The sequence below is a fragment of the Streptomyces sp. NPDC017246 genome (assembly GCF_044331325.1).
GTDB lineage: Bacteria > Actinomycetota > Actinomycetes > Streptomycetales > Streptomycetaceae > Streptomyces.
Genome location: NZ_JBIRMW010000005.1, coordinates 1 through 19,319, shown reverse-complemented (window position 1 = coordinate 19,319; position 19,319 = coordinate 1). Strand labels below are relative to the sequence as shown.

General features: G+C 71.0%; 20 protein-coding genes. 9 read left to right on the top strand and 11 right to left on the bottom strand.

All coding sequences use genetic code 11. The features are described 5' to 3' along the window. Positions 1 to 48: 48 nt before the first annotated feature. The 3 genes from ACH4MY_RS13120 to ACH4MY_RS13110 are packed head-to-tail and all read right to left on the bottom strand — an operon-like array spanning position 49 to position 1,398. Positions 49 to 468 carry a DUF6304 family protein gene (locus ACH4MY_RS13120; protein WP_398001737.1) on the bottom strand — a complete coding sequence of 140 codons (420 nt, stop codon included), beginning with the start codon at positions 466 to 468 and terminating at the stop codon, positions 49 to 51. Positions 469 to 510: 42 nt separating this feature from the next. Further along, positions 511 to 774, bottom strand: coding sequence for a hypothetical protein (locus ACH4MY_RS13115; protein ID WP_398001734.1), 264 nt, complete (start codon positions 772 to 774; stop codon positions 511 to 513). 42 nt (positions 775 to 816) lie between these two features. Next, entirely contained in the window at positions 817 to 1,398 is a 582-nt protein-coding gene (locus ACH4MY_RS13110; RefSeq protein WP_398001731.1) for a dihydrofolate reductase family protein, read from the bottom strand. A 110-nt stretch (positions 1,399 to 1,508) separates the two neighbouring features. On the opposite strand from ACH4MY_RS13110, the gene ACH4MY_RS13105 reads away from it, so the two are divergent. Beyond that, positions 1,509 to 2,084 (top strand): TetR/AcrR family transcriptional regulator, encoded by a 576-nt coding sequence (locus tag ACH4MY_RS13105; protein WP_398001728.1) that lies wholly within the window; start codon positions 1,509 to 1,511, stop codon positions 2,082 to 2,084. Between the two features lie 15 nt (positions 2,085 to 2,099). On the opposite strand, the gene ACH4MY_RS13100 is transcribed toward ACH4MY_RS13105, so the two are convergent. Together ACH4MY_RS13100 and ACH4MY_RS13095 are read right to left on the bottom strand one after the other, a co-directional pair. Continuing rightward, a complete protein-coding gene (locus ACH4MY_RS13100) occupies positions 2,100 to 3,149 on the bottom strand; it encodes a family 2 encapsulin nanocompartment cargo protein polyprenyl transferase (RefSeq protein ID WP_398001725.1) in 1,050 nt (349 codons plus the stop codon). Between the two features lie 100 nt (positions 3,150 to 3,249). Continuing rightward, entirely contained in the window at positions 3,250 to 4,662 is a 1,413-nt protein-coding gene (locus ACH4MY_RS13095) for a family 2B encapsulin nanocompartment shell protein (RefSeq protein WP_398001723.1), read from the bottom strand. 289 nt (positions 4,663 to 4,951) lie between these two features. On the opposite strand from ACH4MY_RS13095, the gene ACH4MY_RS13090 reads away from it, so the two are divergent. Then, positions 4,952 to 5,542, top strand: a complete 591-nt coding sequence (locus ACH4MY_RS13090; RefSeq protein ID WP_398001720.1) for an N-acetylmuramoyl-L-alanine amidase — start codon at positions 4,952 to 4,954, stop codon at positions 5,540 to 5,542. Between the two features lie 104 nt (positions 5,543 to 5,646). Further along, positions 5,647 to 6,567: a 1-aminocyclopropane-1-carboxylate deaminase/D-cysteine desulfhydrase gene (locus tag ACH4MY_RS13085; protein ID WP_398001718.1), complete on the top strand. Its 921-nt coding sequence runs from the start codon at positions 5,647 to 5,649 to the stop codon at positions 6,565 to 6,567. Here ACH4MY_RS13085 and ACH4MY_RS13080 read toward each other — a convergent pair. Continuing rightward, positions 6,543 to 8,138 (bottom strand): Na+/H+ antiporter, encoded by a 1,596-nt coding sequence (locus tag ACH4MY_RS13080; RefSeq protein WP_398001716.1) that lies wholly within the window; start codon positions 8,136 to 8,138, stop codon positions 6,543 to 6,545. The genes ACH4MY_RS13085 and ACH4MY_RS13080 overlap by 25 nt on opposite strands. Positions 8,139 to 8,177: 39 nt before the next feature. On the opposite strand from ACH4MY_RS13080, the gene ACH4MY_RS13075 reads away from it, so the two are divergent. The 3 genes from ACH4MY_RS13075 to ACH4MY_RS13065 all read left to right on the top strand — a co-directional run bounded on the left by ACH4MY_RS13075 (position 8,178) and on the right by ACH4MY_RS13065 (position 10,331). Beyond that, positions 8,178 to 8,438, top strand: coding sequence for a UBP-type zinc finger domain-containing protein (locus tag ACH4MY_RS13075; RefSeq protein WP_327164144.1), 261 nt, complete (start codon positions 8,178 to 8,180; stop codon positions 8,436 to 8,438). A gap of 388 nt (positions 8,439 to 8,826) precedes the next feature. Then, positions 8,827 to 9,240: an anti-sigma regulatory factor gene (locus ACH4MY_RS13070; RefSeq protein ID WP_019889334.1), complete on the top strand. Its 414-nt coding sequence runs from the start codon at positions 8,827 to 8,829 to the stop codon at positions 9,238 to 9,240. Next, positions 9,237 to 10,331 (top strand): RNA polymerase sigma factor SigF, encoded by a 1,095-nt coding sequence (locus ACH4MY_RS13065; RefSeq protein ID WP_398001712.1) that lies wholly within the window; start codon positions 9,237 to 9,239, stop codon positions 10,329 to 10,331. Before ACH4MY_RS13070 ends, ACH4MY_RS13065 begins: the two co-directional genes overlap by 4 nt. A 5-nt stretch (positions 10,332 to 10,336) precedes the next feature. Here the strand turns inward: ACH4MY_RS13065 and ACH4MY_RS13060 are convergent, their stop codons facing one another. Beyond that, positions 10,337 to 10,756, bottom strand: coding sequence for a hypothetical protein (locus tag ACH4MY_RS13060; protein WP_398001709.1), 420 nt, complete (start codon positions 10,754 to 10,756; stop codon positions 10,337 to 10,339). 107 nt (positions 10,757 to 10,863) lie between these two features. Here ACH4MY_RS13060 and ACH4MY_RS13055 point away from each other — a divergent pair, with 107 nt between their 5' ends. Next, on the top strand, positions 10,864 to 11,832 hold the full coding sequence (locus ACH4MY_RS13055; RefSeq protein ID WP_398001707.1) for a diacylglycerol/lipid kinase family protein: 969 nt from the start codon (positions 10,864 to 10,866) through the stop codon (positions 11,830 to 11,832). Between the two features lie 318 nt (positions 11,833 to 12,150). Further along, positions 12,151 to 12,408, top strand: coding sequence for a WhiB family transcriptional regulator (locus ACH4MY_RS13050; RefSeq protein ID WP_003953983.1), 258 nt, complete (start codon positions 12,151 to 12,153; stop codon positions 12,406 to 12,408). A 169-nt stretch (positions 12,409 to 12,577) separates the two neighbouring features. Here the strand turns inward: ACH4MY_RS13050 and ACH4MY_RS13045 are convergent, their stop codons facing one another. After that, positions 12,578 to 14,044, bottom strand: a complete 1,467-nt coding sequence (locus ACH4MY_RS13045; RefSeq protein ID WP_398002699.1) for a sensor histidine kinase — start codon at positions 14,042 to 14,044, stop codon at positions 12,578 to 12,580. A 695-nt stretch (positions 14,045 to 14,739) separates the two neighbouring features. On the opposite strand from ACH4MY_RS13045, the gene nagB reads away from it, so the two are divergent. Next, positions 14,740 to 15,525 carry a glucosamine-6-phosphate deaminase gene (gene nagB / locus ACH4MY_RS13040; protein WP_398001706.1) on the top strand — a complete coding sequence of 262 codons (786 nt, stop codon included), beginning with the start codon at positions 14,740 to 14,742 and terminating at the stop codon, positions 15,523 to 15,525. Positions 15,526 to 15,674: 149 nt separating this feature from the next. On the opposite strand, the gene ACH4MY_RS13035 is transcribed toward nagB, so the two are convergent. From ACH4MY_RS13035 to ACH4MY_RS13025, 3 genes are read right to left on the bottom strand one after another with little or no spacing between them, the layout of a single operon-like run. After that, complete coding sequence (locus tag ACH4MY_RS13035) at positions 15,675 to 17,198, bottom strand: glycoside hydrolase family 3 protein (RefSeq protein WP_398001703.1); 1,524 nt, start codon at positions 17,196 to 17,198, stop codon at positions 15,675 to 15,677. A 9-nt stretch (positions 17,199 to 17,207) separates the two neighbouring features. Continuing rightward, positions 17,208 to 18,044 carry a carbohydrate ABC transporter permease gene (locus ACH4MY_RS13030; protein ID WP_398002696.1) on the bottom strand — a complete coding sequence of 279 codons (837 nt, stop codon included), beginning with the start codon at positions 18,042 to 18,044 and terminating at the stop codon, positions 17,208 to 17,210. Between the two features lie 26 nt (positions 18,045 to 18,070). Continuing rightward, the gene (locus tag ACH4MY_RS13025; protein ID WP_398001701.1) at positions 18,071 to 19,093 is read right to left on the bottom strand and encodes a carbohydrate ABC transporter permease; all 1,023 of its coding nucleotides are present in this window, start codon (positions 19,091 to 19,093) and stop codon (positions 18,071 to 18,073) included. Positions 19,094 to 19,319: the final 226 nt, after the last annotated feature.

Sequence of the window (19,319 nt, the reverse complement as noted above, 5' to 3'; positions counted from 1 at the left end):
GCCGCTCGGAGCGGCCCTCCTGCCCGGGCCGCCCGAAGCGGCCCTCGCTCAGGCCGCCTGAAGCAGTCGGCGGCCGAAATCGGCGCCGGGCGGAAGCTGGCGCCGGACCCGTTCCAGGGCCCCGTCGAAGTCACCTCCGGCGACACACGATTCGAATGCGGCTCCGCCGCAGTGCAGCGTCAGGCTCAGGTCCGCGCGCTCACCGAGCGTCAGCAGACAGCTCAGCGTGGCCGGCTGGGTGGCGCCGTCCATGACGACGGGGAGCGGCAGGTCCCACTCCAGGACGCAGCCGGTGAGGGCCTGTCCGCCCTCGTCGGCCGCGCTGAGCGCGGCGAAGCTCTCGCCCGTGTACTCGATCCCCCTGATCCGGGTGGCCACATGCCGCCCGTCGGCCGTGATGACGATCGCTTCCGCGCCGCTGCGGTCCCGGTACCAGCCGGTCCAGACTTCTGTCGACTCCGATGACATGCGCGGACTGTAGCGGTATGACCGGCTCCGGCGCGCGTCCGGTCACCCGGGGGCCGGACTTCTCCCGATCTCGCCGTTCTTGCCGGTCACGTGCGGGCTCGTCGCTTCCGCACCCACGTCGGCGATCGCTTCAGGACTCTCGTGGAGCGGGCAGCCGGGATTGCGGCAGGGCTGCACCTCCCACTCCGGCACCCAGGCGCCGAGGACCTTGTGCCGGGTGGCCACCGTGGTGCGGAGACCGCCGCAGGCCGGACAGCTGTGCTCGGCCCGGGGGTCCCGCGTCGTGCGAGGCGCCTCGTCACCCATATGTCCAGGGTAGGACGGCTCGCACGGGACCGCTTGCCGCCGTCACCGCTTCCTGGTGTACGTACGGACGAAGGCACCGTTGCCGAAGACGCGCAGGTCGTTCAGCTCGAAGTCGCGCGGCTCGAAGCCGGCGCCGAACATCGGCATTCCGGAGCCGTAGACCTGCGGATAGGTCTTGATGACCAGCTCGTCGATCTCGTCGATGAGCTCGCCGGCGATCGTCGAGCCACCGCAGAGCCAGATGCCCAGGGGGCCGTCCTCGGCCTTGAGCTCGCGGACGCGGCCGACGAGGTCGTCGGCGATCAGCTCCACGTTCGCGTGGGGCGACTCGGCCAGCGAGCGGGCGGCGACGAACTCCCGCAGGTGGCCGTACGGGCTGGTGACGCCCACGTCCAGGGCGAGCCGGTACGAGCCCACCCCCTGGACGACGGTGTCGAACCGCTTGTTCTCGGCGTCGACCCCGAGCATCTCCCGGCTCTGGGTCGGGATGGTCTCCGGGAATTCGCCGGCCAGGAACTCCAGGAACTCGGCGTCCACGAACGCGTACATGGACGTGGCATCACCCTTGGGGTCACCGATGAAGCCGTCGATGGTGCAGGCGATGAAATACGTGAGCTTGCGCAAACCGGTCCTCTTCCCCTTCGGATCGTGGCCGCGACCGCAACCACGACAGCTATAGTGCTTCACCTGTAGTGGTTACACAAGCCCTATGTTCGAAGAAGGAGGAACACGACATGGCGAGAAACCCCGAACGACGTACGGCGCTGCTCGACGCCGCCATCCAGGTCCTGGCGGACGAAGGTGCCCGCGGGCTGACCTTCCGCGCGGTCGATGCCTGCGCCGGGGTCCCCACGGGCACCTCGTCCAACTACTTCCGCGACCGGGACCAGATGCTCTCCGAGGTCGCCGACCGGATCTTCGAACGGCTGGCCCCCGAGCCCGGCGTCATGGAGGACGCCATGCTGCCGGCGCCGACCCGCGCCCTGGTCTTCGAGCTCATGCGCCAGGTCGCCCAGCGGCTCGCCGCCGAGCGCACCTGCTACCTCGGGCTCTTCGAGCTCCGCCTCGAAGCGGTGCGCCGCCCCGAGCTGAGGACCCAGCTCACCAAGGTGCTCCGGGGCGACCTGGACACCAACATCCAGGGGCACCTGGAGGCCGGGATGCCCGGGGACGCGGACACCGTCCGACTGCTCTACTTCGCCCTCACCGGGCTGCTGCTCGACCACTTCACGGTCCCGGAGATGCACAGCGACCGGGACCTGGACGACCTGATCGAAACGGTGGTCACCCGCATCGTCCCCGAGGCGTGACGCGGCCCCCGGGCCTCAGCGCGTGCGCCGGGTGACGAACTCGGCGAGCGCCAGCATGTCCCCCGCCGCCGCGAGGTCCGGGACCGCCTGCGCCAGATACTCGACCGCGCGGCCCATCCGCTCGGCCGCCTGACCCTGCGCCCAGTCACGCCCACCGGCCCGCTCGACCGCGTCCGCCGCCGCGCGCACCGCCGCCCCGTCGAGGACCGGACGGGCGTAGAGCTCCGCCAGCTCGTCCCCCGCCGCAGTCCCCGAGGCGAGCGCCGCCACCACCGGAAGCGACTTCTTGTGCGCGACCAGATCGGCCCCGGCCGGCTTGCCCGTACGGTCCGGGTCGCCCCAGATCCCGATGAGGTCGTCGATCAGCTGGAAGGCGAGGCCCGCCTCCCGGCCGAAGGCGTCCATCGCCGCGACCTCCTCGTCCCCCGCGCCCGCGTAGAGCGCGCCGATCGCACAGGAGGCGCCGAGCAGCGCACCGGTCTTGGCGGTGGCCATGGCCAGACACTCGTCGAGGGAGACCTCACGCGGCGCCCGGCGTTCGAAGGCGCAGTCCGCCTGCTGCCCCGCGCAGAGTTCGATGATGCACGCGGCCAGCCGCGCGGAGGCGGCCGCCGAGGCGGGATGCGGGTCCTCCGCCAGCATCCGCAGGGCGAGCGCGCTCATCGCGTCACCGGCGATCAGCGCGTCCGGGACGCCGAAGACGGTCCAGGCGGTGGGCCGGTGCCGTCGCGTCACGTCCTCGTCGACGATGTCGTCGTGGAGCAGGGTGAAGTTGTGCGCGAGTTCCACCGCCGCCGCGGCCTTCACGGCCCCGGCCTCCTCGGCGCCGAGCGCGCGGGCGGCCGCGAGGACGAGAGCGGGCCGGATGGCCTTGCCCGGCTGCTCCGCGGCCGGGGTGCCGTCGGCGTGCTCCCAGCCGAAGTGGTACATCGCGACCCGCCGCATCGACCCCGGCAGGGTCTCGACGGTCGAGCGCAGTTGGGGATTGACAGCGGTCCGCGTCCGGTCCAGGAGCCGCACGGCCCCCTGACCGTCGGCGACGGCATCCGCGCCGGCAATGGTCACGGTCACTTCCTTCGTATCCTCCGTGGCGATGCTGCGCGGCGACGAGCCGGGAACGCCCGGGGGCGGGAGGGTTCGGTCCCCGCCCCCCGGCGTCGTCGGCTCAGCGCCAGCGGCTGACCTCGACGTTCTCCAGGACTCCGAGCGCGTCCGGGACGAGGATCGCCGCCGAGTAGTAGGCCGTGACCAGGTAGGAGATGATCGCCTGCTCGTCGATGCCCATGAAGCGGACGGAGAGGCTGGGCTCGATCTCGTCGGGCAGGCCGGTCTGGTGAAGACCGATCACGCCCTGGTCGGACTCACCGGTACGCATGCAGATGATCGAGGTGGTCCGGGCGTCCGAGACCGGGATCTTGTTGCACGGGTAGATCGGCACGCCGCGCCAGGTCGGGATGCGGTTGCCGTTGATGTCGATCGTCTCGGGCACCAGACCGCGCTTGTTGAGCTCGCGGCCGAAGGCGGCGATGGCGCGCGGGTGGGCCAGGAACAGCTTGGAGCCCCGGCGCCGGGAGAGCAGCTCGTCCATGTCGTCGGGGCTGGGGGCGCCGTCGTGGGGCTGGAGCCGCTGCCCGTAGTCGCAGTTGGCGAGGAGGCCGAACTCCTTGTTGTTGACCAGCTCGTACTCCTGGCGCTCGCGGAGCGCCTCGACCGTGAGCCGCAACTGCTGCTCGGTCTGGTTCATCGGCTGGTTGTAGAGGTCGGCGACGCGGCTGTGCACCTTCAGCACGGTCTGGGCGACGCTCAGCTCGTACTCGCGGGGCGAGGCGTCGTAGTCGACGTAGGTGTGCGGGACGACGGCCTCGCCGACATGGCCGGCGGAGAGGTCGATCTCGGCCTCGCCGTACTTGTTGGTCCGCTGGCTGGGCAGCGCCGCCACGCTCGCGAGGTGGGAGGCGAGCGAGCCGGCCCGCTCCGCGAGGTTCCGTACGTCGTCCCGGGTGAGCTCCAGGACCGTACAGGCGGTGGCGGCGCGGGCGGACCACTCCCAGGCGGCGTCCGGGTCGACCAGGGCGGCCTCGCCGAAGTACGCGCCGTCGGCGAGGACCCCGAGGACGGCCTCGTCGCCGTACGGCCCCTCGCCGATCTGCTCGATCCTGCCGTGCGCCAGGAGGTGGACCCGGTCGGTCGGCTCGCCCGCGACGGCGATCACCTCGCCGGCCGCGTACTCCCGCTGGCGGCAGCGGGACGCGAGCTCGGTCAGGGCCTCCTCGTCCTCGTAGCCGCGCAGGGCGGGGAGTTCGCCGAGTTCGGCGGGGATGACCGCGACGCGCTCCCCGGTCTGGACGAAGGTGACCCTGCCGTCCCCCACGGAGTAGCTGAGCCTCCGGTTCACCCGGTACGTACCGCCCTGCACCTGGACCCAGGGCAGCGCCCGCAGCAGCCACCGTGAGGTGATCTCCTGCATCTGCGGCGCCGACTTGGTGGTCGTGGCGAGGTTCCGCGCGGCGGCGGTGCCGAGACTCTGCTGCGGGGCCTGATCCGCGCGGACCTCGTCGCCAACCGAACCAACGGACATGGAACTCCCTCTCGTATGACTGACTTGCGAGACGAAGCCTTTCAGTACGGAGCGTGCCGACGCCATTACACATTCGAGTGGGACTGTTCGACGATCTTCGGGGCATGTCACGTGATTTCCATCCGAACAGCGGAGCCCCGCCCGCCCCACGGCCCCCTGTCCGGATCGGCTCGCACACCGTCCGAACGGATGGCAGAGGAGTGGCGGAATCCGGTACTCCGGACGTTCCGGTACTCCGGAAGCTGCCGGTCCTCCGGGAGCTCATCCCGTCCTCCGAAGGGAGTCGGTCATGTCCCACCCCATGTCCGCGGGCAGATTCCTCGCCGCACTGCGCGAGGAGGGCCTCGCGGTCGTCCAGGTCGGCGACTGGTCCACCCACAACCGCAACCACAAGGGGCCCTGGGGCCCGGTGCACGGCGTGATGATCCACCACACCGTGACCCGCGGCACCGCGAACACCGTCCGGATCTGCCGGAACGGCTACGAGAACCTGCCGGGGCCGCTCTGTCACGGCGTGATCGCCAAGGACGGCACGGTCCACCTCGTCGGCTACGGACGCGCCAACCACGCGGGGCTCGGCGACGACGAGGTGCTCAGGGCGGTCATCGCCGAGCGGGGGCTGCCGCCGGACGACGAGGCCACCACGGACGGCAACCGGCACTTCTACGGCTTCGAGTGCGAGAACCTCGGCGACGGCGAGGACCCGTGGCCGAAGGTCCAGCTGGAGGCCATCGCGAAGGCGGCGGCCGCCCTGTGCCGGGTGCACGGCTGGACGCACCGCTCGGTCATCGGACACCGGGAGTGGCAGCCGGGGAAGGTGGACCCGCGGGGCTTCACCATGGCCTCGATGCGGGAGCGGATCGCCGACCGCCTGCGCTGAGCGCGCGACGGGTGCCCACCGCGCGCGGAAGGCGCCGGACGCGCACGGAGGGGCGACCGGAAGGCCTCCCGCGCCGGCGCGCGGAAGGCACGGACAATGGCCGGGTGAACGCGTTCGACCTCTCCCGTCTGCGACCCCGGCTCCCGTCCCCCCTGGAGCCGGTGGAGGACGAGCGCTTCGCCCGCCGCGGGCTCACCCTGCTCCTCAAGCGCGAGGACCTCATCCACCCCGACCTGCCCGGCAACAAGTGGCGCAAGCTCGCGCTCAACCTGGAGGCGGCGGGCGGGCGTCCCGTGCTCACCTTCGGCGGCGCGTACTCCAACCATCTGCGGGCGACGGCCGCCGCCGGCCGGCTGCTGGGCTTCCCCACCGTCGGGATCGTGCGCGGCGACGAGCTGGCCGGGCGCCCGCTCAACCCCTCCCTCGCGCGGTGCGCGGCGGACGGGATGCGGCTGGAGTTCGTGGACCGGGCCACGTACCGCGCGAAGAACGACCCCGCCACGCTCGCGGCGCTCCTGGAGCGGGCCCCCGCGGGCGCGTACGTGGTCCCTGAGGGCGGCAGCAACGTCCTCGCCGTCCGGGGGTGCGAGGAGCTGGGGCGCGAGCTCGCCGGGGCGGCGGACGCGGTCGCCGTCGCCTGCGGCACCGGCGGCACCCTCGCGGGCCTCGCGGCCGGCCTCCCGCCCGGGCGGCGGGTGGTGGGCTTCCCGGTCCTCAGGGGCGGCTTCCTGGGCGCCGAGGTCCGCGCCCTCCAGGAGGCGGCGTTCGGCGGGCCGCGCGGCGACTGGACGCTGGACGAGCGTTTCCACGGCGGTGGGTACGCGCGCGTGTCCCCGGATCTGGAGGAGTTCGCACGCGATTTCGAGGCGCGGCACGGACTCGCCATCGAGCGGCTGTATGTGGCCAAAATGCTCCACGGTCTGACGACCCTGGCGCAGGAGGGCGCGTTCCCGGCGGGTACCCGGCTCGTGGCGGTGGTGACGGGCGCCCCTGACGGGTCTCAGCCGGCGGTCTCCTCGCGGTAGGCGGCGGCCTCCTCCAGGTCGAGCCGGCGGAGCAGGGTCCGCATCATCTCGTCGTCGATCCGCCGTGCGTCCCGCAGCCGCACGAAGACCTCGCGCTCGGCGTCGATCATCTCGCGCGAGAGCCGCCGGTAGGTGTCGTCCGCGGTCTCCCCGGTGACCTCGTTGACGGCGCCGAGCCGCTCCCAGACGGCGTTGCGGCGCCGTTCGAGGACTGTGCGCAGACGGTCGGCGAGGGGCTGCGGGAGGGCGTTGCGCTCATCGGCGAGGAGTGCGTCGAGGCGTTCCTCCGCGGCCCGTGAGGCCTCGCTCTGGGCCTGCGCCTCGGCCAGGGTCTCGGCGTACCTGTCCCGCCCCGGGAGCTTCAGGAGACGGATGAGGGGCGGCAGGGTGAGGCCCTGCACGACCAGGGTGCCGATGACGGTGGTGAAGGTGAGGAAGAGGACGAGGTTGCGGGCCGGGAACTCGACCCCGTCGGTCACGACGGGGATGGAGAAGGCGATGGCGAGCGAGACCACCCCGCGCATACCGGCCCAGCCGACGACGAGGGGCGCCTTCCAGTCCACCCCCTGCTCCCGGCCGCGGACGCGGGCGGAGAGCCGTGGCAGGAAGGTCGCCGGGTAGACCCAGACGAACCGGACCACGACCACGGCGACGAAGACCCCGACCGCGTACGCGATCGCCTCCCCTATGCCGTACTGCCCGAGGCCCTGGACGACGTACGGCAGCTGGAGTCCGATCAGGGCGAAGACGGCGGACTCCAGGACGAAGGCGACCATCTTCCAGACGGCCTCCTCCTGGAGCCGGGTCGCGAAGTCGACCTGCCAGGCGCGGTGCCCCAGGAAGAGACCGACCACGACGACGGCGAGGACTCCGGAGGCGCCGACCTCCTCGGCCGCCGCGTAGGCGACGAAGGGGATGAGGAGGGAGAGCGTGTTCTGGAGGAGGGAGTCGCCGAGGCCCCGGCGCAGCCAGTGGATCGGCACCATGAGGACCAGGCCGACTCCGATGCCGCCGAGGGAGGCGAGCGCGAACTCCCCCAGGCCGCCCGCCCAGCTGATGCCCTCGCCGACGGCCGCCGCGAGGGCGACCTTGTACGCGGTGATGGCGGTGGCGTCGTTCACCAGGGACTCGCCCTGGAGGATCGTGGTGATCCGGTTCGGCAGGCCGAGCTTGCGGGCGATGGCGGTGGCGGCGACCGCGTCCGGTGGGGCGACCACCGCGCCGAGCACCAGCGCGGCGGTGAGCGGCAGATCGGGGACGAGGACGTAGGCGAGCCAGCCCACGGCCACGGTGGCGAAGAGGACGTATCCGACGGAGAGCAGGGCGACGGGCCGGATGTTGGCCCTCAGGTCGAGGTACGAGGAGTCGACGGCGGCCGTGTAGAGGAGCGGGGGCAGGATCAGCGGCAGCACGATGTGCGGGTCGAGGGTGTAGTCCGGAACCCCCGGGACGTACGAGGCGGCGAGGCCCACGGCGACCAGGAGCAGCGGAGCGGGCACCGGTGTCCTGCGGGCGAAGCCCGCGATCGCGGCGCTCGCCGCCACCAGTGCCACCAGCTGCAGTGCGTCCATGCCCGTCCCCGTCCAGTGCCGCAACGTAACCTGGCCATCATGAGCGAGTGCCCGCACGTTGCCGAAATGCCGCGCCCCGAACCGGCGCCGCTGGCCGACACCTGCCCGGAGTGCCTGGCGGACGGCACGCACCCGGTCCAGTTGCGGCTCTGTCTGAGCTGCGGGCACGTGGGCTGCTGCGACTCCTCGGCGGGGCAGCACGCGACGGGGCACTTCTCCACGACGGGGCATCCGGTGATGCGGACGTTCGAACCGGGCGAGGCCTGGCGCTGGTGCTTCGTGGACGGCTCGATCGTCTGAGTCACGGGGCCGGGGCCGTCGGACCGGTCCACGGTCCCGGCCGGACCGTTTCACGGACCCGGTCCGTCGGCCTGTCGGGTCGTCCGACGGTACGACCGTCCGGGGATTCGGCCGTCCGACGATTCGCCCGCCCCTCGGTTGGGTACGTCACCCCTCCGCCGGTCGCTCGCTTTCGGCCCCGCAGACCCCTGCACACCGTCCGCACCCATGGGCCTACCATGGGTGACGACCGGCGACCGGGGGGCCGGTGGGGGCGGAGGCTCACGGCGACACGGCGGGACGGATCGCGATAGCGTCACGGCGGACTGCGCAGCCCCCTGCGTACCGCCCGGTTCGGGGGCCTCTCCCTCCGAGCCCCGAATGAGCTTGTGCCACCTTGGAGGTGAGGGTGTCCCAGATCGCAGGCGAGCCCGGGACCCAGGACTTCGTGGAAGTCCGGCTGCCCGCTGCGGGTGCCTATCTGTCCGTGCTGCGTACGGCCACGGCCGGCCTCGCGGCGCGCTTGGACTTCACCCTCGACGAGATCGAGGACTTGCGGATCGCGGTCGACGAGGCCTGCGCCATCCTGCTCCAGCAGGCCGTGCCGGGGTCCGTCCTCAGCTGTGTCTTCCGGCTGGTCGACGACTCCCTCGACGTGACCGTCTCCGCCCCGACCACGGACGGCCGGGCGCCCGAGCGGGACACCTTCGCCTGGACGGTGCTGTCCGCGCTGGCCGGGAAGGTCGAATCGTCGGTGGCCGACGACCGTACGGTCTCGATCAGCCTGTACAAACAGCGCGGCGCGGGGCCAGGCCCCGCGTGAGGCGCGGGGACGCGACGGCCGGCATCCCTGAGCAGCAGGCACGGCCGTATGAGGTCGCTACGGAGCAGGCGGACCAGATGAGCGAGCACGAGCAGCACCACGAGGTTCCCGAGACGCCGGGTGTCTCCGAGGCCCCCGGGGGCCCCGCGAGTGCGGAGGGCTCCTCCGCCACGGCTTCCTCCGGGATCCCCGGGGTCGGGGATCCCGTGGTCTCCGGGGCGGACGCACCGGCGGACGCCGGGGCGGACGGGACGGACGGAACCGCCGCGGAGGCGGGGAAACCGGGGGACGACGAGGCCGACGAGGCCCCGGACGCCGCCCGCACCACCCCGGATCCGCACGACCGGAGCGCCGCCCGAGCCCTCTTCGTCACGCTGCGTGAGCTCCCCGACGGCTCCCCGGAGAAGGCGGAGCTGCGCAACCGGCTGGTGCGGATGCACCTGCCGCTGGTCGAGCACCTGGCCCGCCGCTTCCGCAACCGCGGCGAGCCGCTGGACGACCTGACACAGGTGGCGACGATCGGCCTGATCAAGTCGGTGGACCGGTTCGACCCGGAGCGCGGCGTCGAGTTCTCGACGTACGCGACCCCCACGGTCGTCGGTGAGATCAAGCGCCACTTCCGCGACAAGGGGTGGGCGGTCCGCGTGCCGCGCCGGCTCCAGGAGCTGCGGCTCTCGCTGACCACGGCGACGGCCGAGCTCTCCCAGCAGCACGGCCGCTCGCCGACGGTGCACGAGCTGGCCGAGCGGCTCGGGATCTCGGAGGAGGAGGTCCTGGAGGGTCTGGAGTCGGCGAACGCCTACTCGACGCTCTCCCTGGACGTCCCCGACACGGACGACGAGTCGCCGGCGGTGGCGGACACGCTCGGCGCGGAGGACGAGGCCCTCGAGGGGGTCGAGTACCGCGAGTCGCTCAAGCCGCTCCTGGAGGACCTGCCGCCCCGCGAGAAGCGGATCCTGCTGCTGCGCTTCTTCGGGAACATGACCCAGTCGCAGATCGCGCAGGAGGTGGGCATCTCGCAGATGCACGTCTCCCGGCTGCTCGCCCGGACCCTCGCCCAGCTGCGGGAGAAGCTCCTGGTGGAGGAGTAGGCGCGCTAGGGGGTGTCCTGGCCGGGGCGCCGGATGCCGAGCGCCTCGGTCGTGGCCGGGTTCACCAGGAGGACGAGCCCGGCGACGGCCAGGGCGCCGAGGACGACACCGGCCGGGATCATCACGCTGTTCGCCTGGAGCAGCTGCCAGGCGACCGGCAGGGCGAGGATCTGGGTGATCACGGCGGGGCCGCGGCTCCAGGAGCGGCGCAGCCACAGACCGCGGGCGGCGGCGAGCGGGATCATCCCGAGTGCGACGAGCGTCACGGCGCCGGTGACGGCTCCGGTGAGGTCGCCGGACGTCCCGGTCAGGGAACTCACCAGCATGTACACACCCCCGGCGACGAGTCCGAGGGCCTCGATACCGGCCACCGCCGCCGCGGCGGCGAGACGGGCGGGACGGGGGGTCTGCTCCGTACTGCTCATAGAGGGCAGGGTAACGGGGGTGCGGCGGGGCGGCCGAAGCCGGGCGACCCCGTCCAGGGATCGGGCTGGACTGGGCCCGGTACCGCCGGGTAGGTACCCTGGCGCTCATGCGCGCACTTCTCGTGGTCAACCCGGCAGCCACCACCACCAGTGCCCGCACCCGTGACGTGCTCATCCACGCGCTCGCGAGCGAGATGAAGCTGGAGGCGGTCACCACCGAGTACCGCGGGCACGCGCGGGACCTGGGGCGGCGCGCCGCGGACTCCGGGAACATCGACCTCGTCGTGGCCCTCGGCGGCGACGGCACGGTGAACGAGGTCGTCAACGGACTACTGCACGACGGGCCCGATCCGGACCGGCTTCCGGGCCTCGCGGTCGTCCCCGGCGGTTCGACGAACGTCTTCGCCCGTGCCCTCGGACTGCCGAACGACGCCGTGGAGGCGACCGGCGCCCTGCTCGACGCGTTGCGTGAGCGGCGGGCACGCACAGTGAGCCTCGGTCTCGCCTCCGGGACGCCGGGCACGGACGACGAGTCGGTGCCGTCGCGCTGGTTCACCTTCTGCGCCGGTCTCGGTTTCGACGCGAGCGTCATCGGCCGGGTCGAACAGCAGCGGGAGCGCGGGAAGAGATCCACACACGCTCTTTATCTGCGCCAGGTGGTGCGCCAGTTCCTGGAGGAACCGCACCGCCGGCACGGCACGATCACCCTGGAGCGCCCCGGCGCCGAGCCGGTCGAGGACCTGGTCCTCTCCATAATCTGCAACACCTCCCCCTGGACCTACCTGGGCAATCGTCCGGTGTACGCGTCTCCGGAGGCTTCCTTCGAAACAGCGCTCGACGTACTCGGACTGCGTCGTCTCTCCACTCCGGCGGTGGCCCGGTACGCCACTCAGCTGCTCACTTCGACCCCGGAACGGGGCCCTCGCGGCAAGCACGCGGTAACTCTGCACGACCTGACCGACTTCACCTTGCATTCGAAGGTCCCCCTCCCCCTTCAGATGGACGGAGACCACCTCGGACTGCGTACAAGCGTGACGTTCACAGGCGTACGCCGTGCACTGCGTGTGATTGTGTGAGTGGAAGGGCCCAAAGTCCTTTCACTCGAACGTTTAGACGCGCATCCACCCCTTAGAAGTACGGCTGTGACCTAGCCGACACCGAGGAATCAAAAAAAACTTTCCGGAAGGGGTTGTATCCGTTGCTGGGGTTTGGGAGTCTCTTCTTGGCGATCGGGACGGCCCGCAACACCGGCCTCCACTGAGAGCCAGAACCCCTCCTCAGTCTTAGGACCACACCAGTTCATCTGGCAGTCGGCCCTTCCCTTGCGGGGGGATTCGTGAAAGCGTTCACATTCACAAGCAACCAGCTTGTAACACCCTAGAGAGGTAGCAGCCATGGACTGGCGTCACAACGCCGTTTGTCGTGAGGAAGACCCCGAGCTGTTCTTCCCCATCGGCAACACCGGTCCTGCGCTGCTGCAGATCGAGGAAGCCAAGGCCGTCTGCCGCCGCTGCCCCGTCATGGAGCAGTGCCTGCAGTGGGCGCTCGAGTCCGGCCAGGACTCCGGCGTCTGGGGTGGCCTCAGCGAGGACGAGCGCCGCGCAATGAAGCGCCGTGCCGCTCGCAACCGGGCGCGTAACGCCAGCGCCTGACGCCCACCGACAGCCTGAGGCCGGCGGCGCATACATCGCGTATGCAATCACCGCCCTTGAGCCGCAGCGCGCAGCAGTAACCCACAGCATTCGAGCCCCGGACCGATCTCCTTTCGGTCCGGGGCTCGCTGCCGTCCGCTCCCCCTCACGAAGGAGCGCGCGCAGGAGGCTACTTCAGCGGCTGCACGGGAATGTCGAGGACCACCTTCGTGCCGCGCCCGGCGCCCGGCAGCATGTCGAAGGATCCGCCCAACTCCCCTTCCACCAGGGTCCGTACGATCTGGAGACCGAGGTTGCCGGCCCGCTGCGGGTCGAATCCCTCGGGCAGTCCGCAGCCGTCGTCCTGGACCGTGATCAGAAGGCGGGCGTCGGCCCTGGGCTCGCCGCGCACGGCGGTGACCTCGACGGTGCCCTCGTCGCCCGGGGCGAACGCGTGCTCCAGGGCGTTCTGCAGGACCTCGGTGAGGACCATGGAGAGCGGGGTCGCGACCTCGGCGTCGAGAATGCCGAAGCGGCCGTTGCGCCGGCAGGTGACCCGGCCCGGGGAGATCTCGGCGACCATCGCGATCACCCGGTCGGCGATCTCGTCGAACTCCACCCGCTCGTCCAGATTCTGGGACAGCGTCTCATGGACGATGGCGATCGAACCGACGCGCCGCACCGCCTCGTTGAGGGCCTCGCGGCCCCGGTCGGAGTCCATCCGGCGGGCCTGGAGGCGCAACAGGGCGGCCACGGTCTGGAGGTTGTTCTTCACCCGGTGGTGGATCTCCCGGATGGTGGCGTCCTTGGTGATCAACTCGCGCTCGCGGCGACGCAGTTCGGTGACGTCCCGGAGCAGGACGAGCGAGCCGATGCGGGTGCCCTTGGGCTTGAGCGGGATCGCCCGCAGCTGGATCACCCCGCCGTTGCCCTCGACCTCGAACTCGCGCGGCGCGTAGCCGGAGGCCAGCGTGACCAGGGCCTCGTCCACCGGGCCCCGGGAGGGGGCGAGTTCGGCGGTGATCTGGCCGAGGTGCTGGCCGACGAGGTCGGCGGCGAGACCGAGCCGGTGGTACGCGGAGAGGGCGTTGGGCGAGGCGTACTGGACGATGCCCTCGGCGTCCAGGCGGACGAGTCCGTCGCCGGCGCGGGGCGAGGAGTCCATGTCGACCTGCTCGCCGGGGAAGGGGAAGGTCCCGGCCGCGATCATCTGGGCGAGGTCGGAGGCCGACTGGAGGTAGGTGAGCTCCAGCCGGGAGGGGGTGCGGACGGTCAGCAGGTTGGTGTTGCGGGCGATGACGCCCAGGACCCGGCCCTCACGCCGTACGGGGATGGACTCGACCCGTACCGGGACCTCCTCGCGCCATTCCGGGTCGCCCTCGCGGACGATCCTTCCCTCGTCGAGCGCGGCGTCGAGCAGCGGGCGGCGGCCTCGCGGCACCAGGTGACCGATCATGTCGTCCTGGTAGGAGGTGGGGCCGGTGTTCGGCCGCATCTGGGCGACGGAGACGTACCGCGTGCCGTCGAGGGTCGGGACCCAGAGCACGAGGTCGGCGAAGGAGAGGTCGGAGAGCAGCTGCCACTCCGACACCAGCAGGTGGAGCCACTCGAGGTCGGAGTCGCTCAGGGCGGTGTGCTGGCGGACGAGGTCGTTCATGGAGGGCACGATGCGAGCGTACCCGCGGAATAAAGGGGCGGTGAACCTGGATCTCCGGCGCTCCGTGCTGGAGGATGGGCCAGGAAGGACCGCGCTCCTGTGGATGGACAGACAAGAATGGTCTAGTCCACAATGAACGCAACAGAGCCTCCATCCTCCCCGCACAGGAGGATGGAACGAGGTACCCGACGCTCTCTGCCCTGACTGCGTCGAGACCTCCCACACGGCCGAGGGACCGCACACCCCCGGCCGGAGCAAACTCCGGGCTGCGGTGCCGGGCGGGCTGAGGGTCCCGCCAGGCGCCGCGGCCCGCGGGTGTTTCCGGGGTCATTCTCTCCGGCGGGGCCTCATCGCGGGCCCACCGGAACCTCATCGCGCGACCACCCGGGGTCCCGTCACGAGCACTCCGGGGGCCAGGCCCGCATCGCCGTCGCGGCCACAGCCGCCGGCTCCTCCGCCGTCGCCCCGTCACGGGCCCGCCGGGACATGCCCTGGAGCACGGCACCGCCGAAGCGGGCGAGGGCCCCGGGGGTTCGAGTGGCTGGGGGGACAGGGGCGGCCGACGATGGAGACGACGGGGGCGTCCGGGGGGCGGAACGGCATGAGGAGAAGGCGCCTCCTCTGCTAGATTTGGCTTTGATTGGTCTATACCACATGGCTTTTCACCAGCCCCTCACCAGATCGGCAGGCACAGCGTGGAAGTTGTCATCGTCAAGGACGCCAAGGCGGGCGGCGAGCTCATCGCGGACGGCATCGCCGACCTCCTGCGCCGCAAGCCCGACGCGCTGCTCGGCGTGGCCACGGGCTCGACTCCGCTGCCCATCTACGACGCCCTGCTCGCCCAGGTCTCGGCCGGCTCCGTGGACGCCTCCCGGGCCCGGATCGCCCAGCTGGACGAGTACGTCGGACTGCCCGCGGGCCACCCCGAGTCCTACCGCTCCACCGTGCTCCGTCAGGTCGTCGAGCCGCTCGGGCTCTCCCAGGAGGCCTTCCTCGGCCCCGACGGCTCCGCAGAGGACGTCCTGGCGGCCTGTGAGGCGTACGACAAGGCGCTGACCGAGGCCGGTGGCGTGGACCTGCAGATCCTCGGCATCGGTACCGACGGGCACATCGGCTTCAACGAGCCGTGCTCCTCGCTCGCCTCCCGCACCCGGATCAAGACGCTCACCGAGCAGACCCGCGTGGACAACGCCCGCTTCTTCGACAACGACATCGAGCAGGTGCCGCACCACGTCATCACCCAGGGCATCGGCACCATCCTGGAGGCCCGTCACCTGGTGCTGCTCGCCACCGGCGAGGGCAAGGCCGAGGCCGTCGCGCAGACCGTCGAGGGCCCGGTCGCGGCGCTGGTGCCGGCCTCCGCGCTCCAGCTGCACCCGCACGCCACGGTCGTGGTGGACGAGGCCGCCGCCTCCAAGCTGAAGCTCGCGGACTACTTCCGTCACACCTTCGCGAACAAGCCCGCCTGGCAGGGCATCTGACCGCCCTGTTCTCCGCAGGACAGCGAAGGGGCCCGGCACCTGTTCAGGTGCCGGGCCCCTTCGTCTACGGCCTTCGCTACGGCCTTCGCGTACGGCCTTCGTTCAAGGCCTTCGTTCAGGCCTTCGCGTACGGGTGCCGGAGGCGGCGGTCAGGCGCCGGTTCCGGCGACGGCCTCGGCGGCCGCACGGCCGCAGACCCGGGCAGCGCCGTGCGTGGCGATGTGCAGGGCCCCACGGGGCTCCGCCTCGTTGAGGCCCATCTCGACCACGACCGTGTCCGGGCGGGCGGCGATCAGGGCGTCCAGGGCCTCGATCATCCACGGGTGCCGGTGGACGTCGCGGACGACCGCCACGACCCGCCGCTCCCCCGCCGCCGCGAGGACGGCGTCCACGGACGAGTCGGCGTACGAGCCGGTCTCCGTGCCGGGCAGCAGCCGCTCCAGCTCGGCGGCGATGCCCCAGGGGGTCTCGTCGCCGACCGCGAAGTTCGCGACGGGGGTGAAGGAGGCCACGTAGGGAGCGCTGGTCATCGGGGTGTACGGCCGCTCCCCCCGGGTCACCTTCAGGGCCCGTCGGGCGGCCACGAGTCCGATCTCGGCGCCGGGCGCGGTCCCCTCCTGCACTGCCGCGCCCGGCACCGATCCAGCCCCCCTGGCCCGGTGCGCCTGAGTCCAGGACGCCAGGGCGCGCACGCGCGCCGCGGCGTCGGCCAGCCGCTCCTCGGGCAGTTCACCGGTCCGTACCGCGTTCACCAGCGCGTCGCGCAGCTGCAGCACGGTGTCCTCGTCGCACAGCCCCCCGCCGACGCAGATGGCGTCGGCGCCCGCGGCGATGGCGAGGACGGATCCGCGCTCGATGCCGTACGTCGCCGCGACGGCCTGCATCTCCATGCCGTCGGTGACGATCAGCCCCTCGAAGCCCAGTTCCTGACGGAGCAGACCGGTGAGGATCTGCGGGCTCAGGGTGGCCGGGCGGTGCGGGTCGAGCGCGGAGAGCAGGATATGCGCGCTCATGACGGCTTTGGTACCCGCGGCGACGGCGGCGCGGAAAGGTACCAGCTCACGGGCGTGCAGTGTGGCGAGGTCCACATCGATCCGGGGCAGCGCGTCGTGGGAGTCCACGTTGGTGTCGCCGTGTCCGGGGAAGTGCTTGGTGCAGGCCGCGACCCCGACGCCCTGGAGGCCGTCGACGTACGCCACGGTGTGCCGGGCGACCAGGTCCGGGTCCGGCCCGAAGGAACGGACGCCGATGACCGGGTTCTCGGCGTTGGAGTTGACGTCGGCGGAGGGCGCCCAGTTGAGGTCGACTCCGCAGGCGGCGAGCCGGCGGCCGAGCTCGCGGGCCACGGCCCGGGTGAGCTCGACGTCGTCGACGCTGCCCAGCGCGTAGTTGCCGGGGAAGGACGACCCCTGCTTGACCTCGAGGCGGGTGACGTCGCCGCCCTCCTCGTCGATGGCGACGAGGACGTCGTCCCGCTCGGCCCTCAGCTGCGCGGTGAGCGCGGCGAGCTGCTCGGGGCTGACGATGTTCCGGCCGAACAGACCGACCGAGGACAGTCCCTCGCCGATGCGGCGGAGCAGCCAGTCGGGTGCGGTGGTGCCGACGAAGCCCGGCTGGAGCACCGTGAGCGCGTCACGGGTCAGGGTGTCCGTGGCGTGTACGAGTGTGGTCATGAGGAGCCCTTATCCCTTCACCGCGCCGGCGGTCATGCCGCCGACGGCCTTGCGCTGGAGGAAGAGGAAAACGATGAGCACGGGGAGTGCGAAGAGCGTGGAGGCGGCCATGGTGGCGCCCCAGTCGCTGCCGAACGCCGTCTGGAACTGGGTGAGCCAGAGCGTCAGGGTCTGCGACTCCTTGTCCTTGTTCAGCATGAGGATCATGGCGAACTCGTTCCAGGCGGTGATGAAGCCGAAGAGCGAGGTCGACATCAGGCCGGGGGCGAGCAGCGGGAAGATCACCTTGCGGAAGGCCTGGCCCCGGGTGCAGCCGTCGATCTGCGCGGCTTCCTCCAGCTCGACCGGGACGGCGGCGATGAAGCCGCGCAGGGTCCAGATCGTGAAGGGGAGGACCATGACGAAGTAGACGAGCGTGAGCATCGGGATGCTGTTCAGCATGTCGTTCTCACGGGAGATCATGTACATCGCGATGACCATGACCTCCCAGGGGGCCATCTGCGCCATCATCACGATGAGGACGATGCCCTTGCGCCCCTTGAACCTCATGCGGGCGATCGCGAAGCTCGCGGCCAGTGCGACGAGGAGGGCGAGCACCACGGCACCGATGGTGACCATGAGGCTGTTGGTGACGTACGTCCAGAACAGGTCGACGCCGGTGGCGGTCGTGTAGTTCTCGAACGTCGGGGTGAAGAAGAAGACGGGGTCCTTCGTCATGATCTCGTGCTGCGGCTTCAGCGAGGACGAGAACATCCAGTACACGGGGAAGACGAACACGACCGCGAGGACGAGCGCGGTGAGGTTCTTCGCGACCACGCCGACCGTGAGTGGCTTCCTGGTGCGCAGCTTCTGCGGAGTCTGGGTGGTGGTGCTCACAGCTCCTCCTCCTGCTTCAGGATCAGGCGGAAGTAGAAGGACATGACCGCGATGAGCATCACGATCGTCAGGATGGAGATGGCCGCGGCGACACCGTAGTGGAACTGGCCGACGCCCTCGATGTAGGCGAAGACCGGAAGCGTCTCGGAGCCGCGGTCGGGGCCGCCCAGGTTCATGGCGTAGACCTGGGCGAACGCCTTGAAGATCCAGATGATCTCCAGGAACGTCGTGATCATGAAGAAGGACTTGAGGTTCGGGAAGACCACGGCCCAGAAGGTGCGCCAGCCGCTGGCGCCGTCCATCTTCGCGGCCTCGTACAGCTCGGTCCCGACGGTCGTCAGGGCGGCGTACATGTTGAGGGCGACGAAGGGGATGGAGCCCCAGACGAGCAGGATCAGGATGATGACGAGGGTGGAGAAGCCGGTCTCGAACCAGTTGTGCTGCTCGTAGCCGGCGAAGCCCAGCGAGCGCATCAGCCAGTTCACGACGCCGAACTGCTCGTCGAAGAGCCAGCGGAAGACCGTGACGGAGGCGACGATCGGCATGGCCCAGGCGAACATCAGGGCCAGCGAGAGGACCAGTCGCATCTTCTTGCCGAGGCGGTTGAGCAGCAGGCCGATGCCCGTGCCGATCGCCATGATGATGAAGACGTTGACCGCTGTGAAGACGATGCTTCGGACGACGACGGTCCAGAAATCCGGGTCACCGAGGAGCTCGGTGTAGTTGTCGAAGCCGGTCCAGACGGTCTCGCGGGTGATGAACTCTTTCCGGTTGAGCTGCTGGAAGGAGAGGATCACATTGCGGATCAGCGGGTAGAGCAGCAGCACCGCCATGGACAGCAGGGCCGGGGCGACGAGCAGGTACGGCAGCAGCCCGCTGGGCAGGGAGCGCCTGCCGCGCGAAGGCTGAAGGACTTCCTTCGGGCCGGAAAGGGGTGGCGGAGTCAGAGACTTCCCTGCCGCCCTTCCGGGCGCGTCCTGAGGAGCGGCGCTCGCCGTCCCCTGGGAGTCCACGGTCATGGTCTTATTCCTCGCGGTTCTGGGGCTCCCGCGCCCACCGGGGCACGGCCCGGGGGAGCGGGCCGCTGATCACTGCATCACTGCAAAGCGCCGGTGGTGGGGGGGGGGGGGGGGCGGCCCCCCCCCCGGGGGGCGGCGTTCTTGTGGGGGTTTGGGGGGTGGTTGTGCATGTGTGGCGGCGGGGGGGCGGCCGGGGGGTGCGGGACCAAGGCGGCCTTGGGGATGT

Excerpts from the sequence above, each read along its gene's own strand:
- ACH4MY_RS13095 (WP_398001723.1), bottom strand. The coding sequence starts at position 4,662 with ATGTCCGTTGGTTCGGTTGGCGACGAGGTCCGCGCGGATCAGGCCCCG.
- ACH4MY_RS13075 (WP_327164144.1), top strand. The coding sequence starts at position 8,178 with ATGAGCGAGTGCCCGCACGTTGCCGAAATGCCGCGCCCCGAACCGGCG.
- ACH4MY_RS13050 (WP_003953983.1), top strand. The coding sequence starts at position 12,151 with ATGGACTGGCGTCACAACGCCGTTTGTCGTGAGGAAGACCCCGAGCTG.
- ACH4MY_RS13045 (WP_398002699.1), bottom strand. The coding sequence starts at position 14,044 with ATGAACGACCTCGTCCGCCAGCACACCGCCCTGAGCGACTCCGACCTC.
- ACH4MY_RS13035 (WP_398001703.1), bottom strand. The coding sequence starts at position 17,198 with ATGACCACACTCGTACACGCCACGGACACCCTGACCCGTGACGCGCTC.
- ACH4MY_RS13025 (WP_398001701.1), bottom strand. The coding sequence starts at position 19,093 with ATGACCGTGGACTCCCAGGGGACGGCGAGCGCCGCTCCTCAGGACGCG.
- ACH4MY_RS13060 (WP_398001709.1), bottom strand. The coding sequence starts at position 10,756 with ATGAGCAGTACGGAGCAGACCCCCCGTCCCGCCCGTCTCGCCGCCGCG.
- ACH4MY_RS13080 (WP_398001716.1), bottom strand. The coding sequence starts at position 8,138 with ATGGACGCACTGCAGCTGGTGGCACTGGTGGCGGCGAGCGCCGCGATC.
- ACH4MY_RS13120 (WP_398001737.1), bottom strand. The coding sequence starts at position 468 with ATGTCATCGGAGTCGACAGAAGTCTGGACCGGCTGGTACCGGGACCGC.
- ACH4MY_RS13105 (WP_398001728.1), top strand. The coding sequence starts at position 1,509 with ATGGCGAGAAACCCCGAACGACGTACGGCGCTGCTCGACGCCGCCATC.
- ACH4MY_RS13090 (WP_398001720.1), top strand. The coding sequence starts at position 4,952 with ATGTCCCACCCCATGTCCGCGGGCAGATTCCTCGCCGCACTGCGCGAG.
- ACH4MY_RS13055 (WP_398001707.1), top strand. The coding sequence starts at position 10,864 with ATGCGCGCACTTCTCGTGGTCAACCCGGCAGCCACCACCACCAGTGCC.
- ACH4MY_RS13115 (WP_398001734.1), bottom strand. The coding sequence starts at position 774 with ATGGGTGACGAGGCGCCTCGCACGACGCGGGACCCCCGGGCCGAGCAC.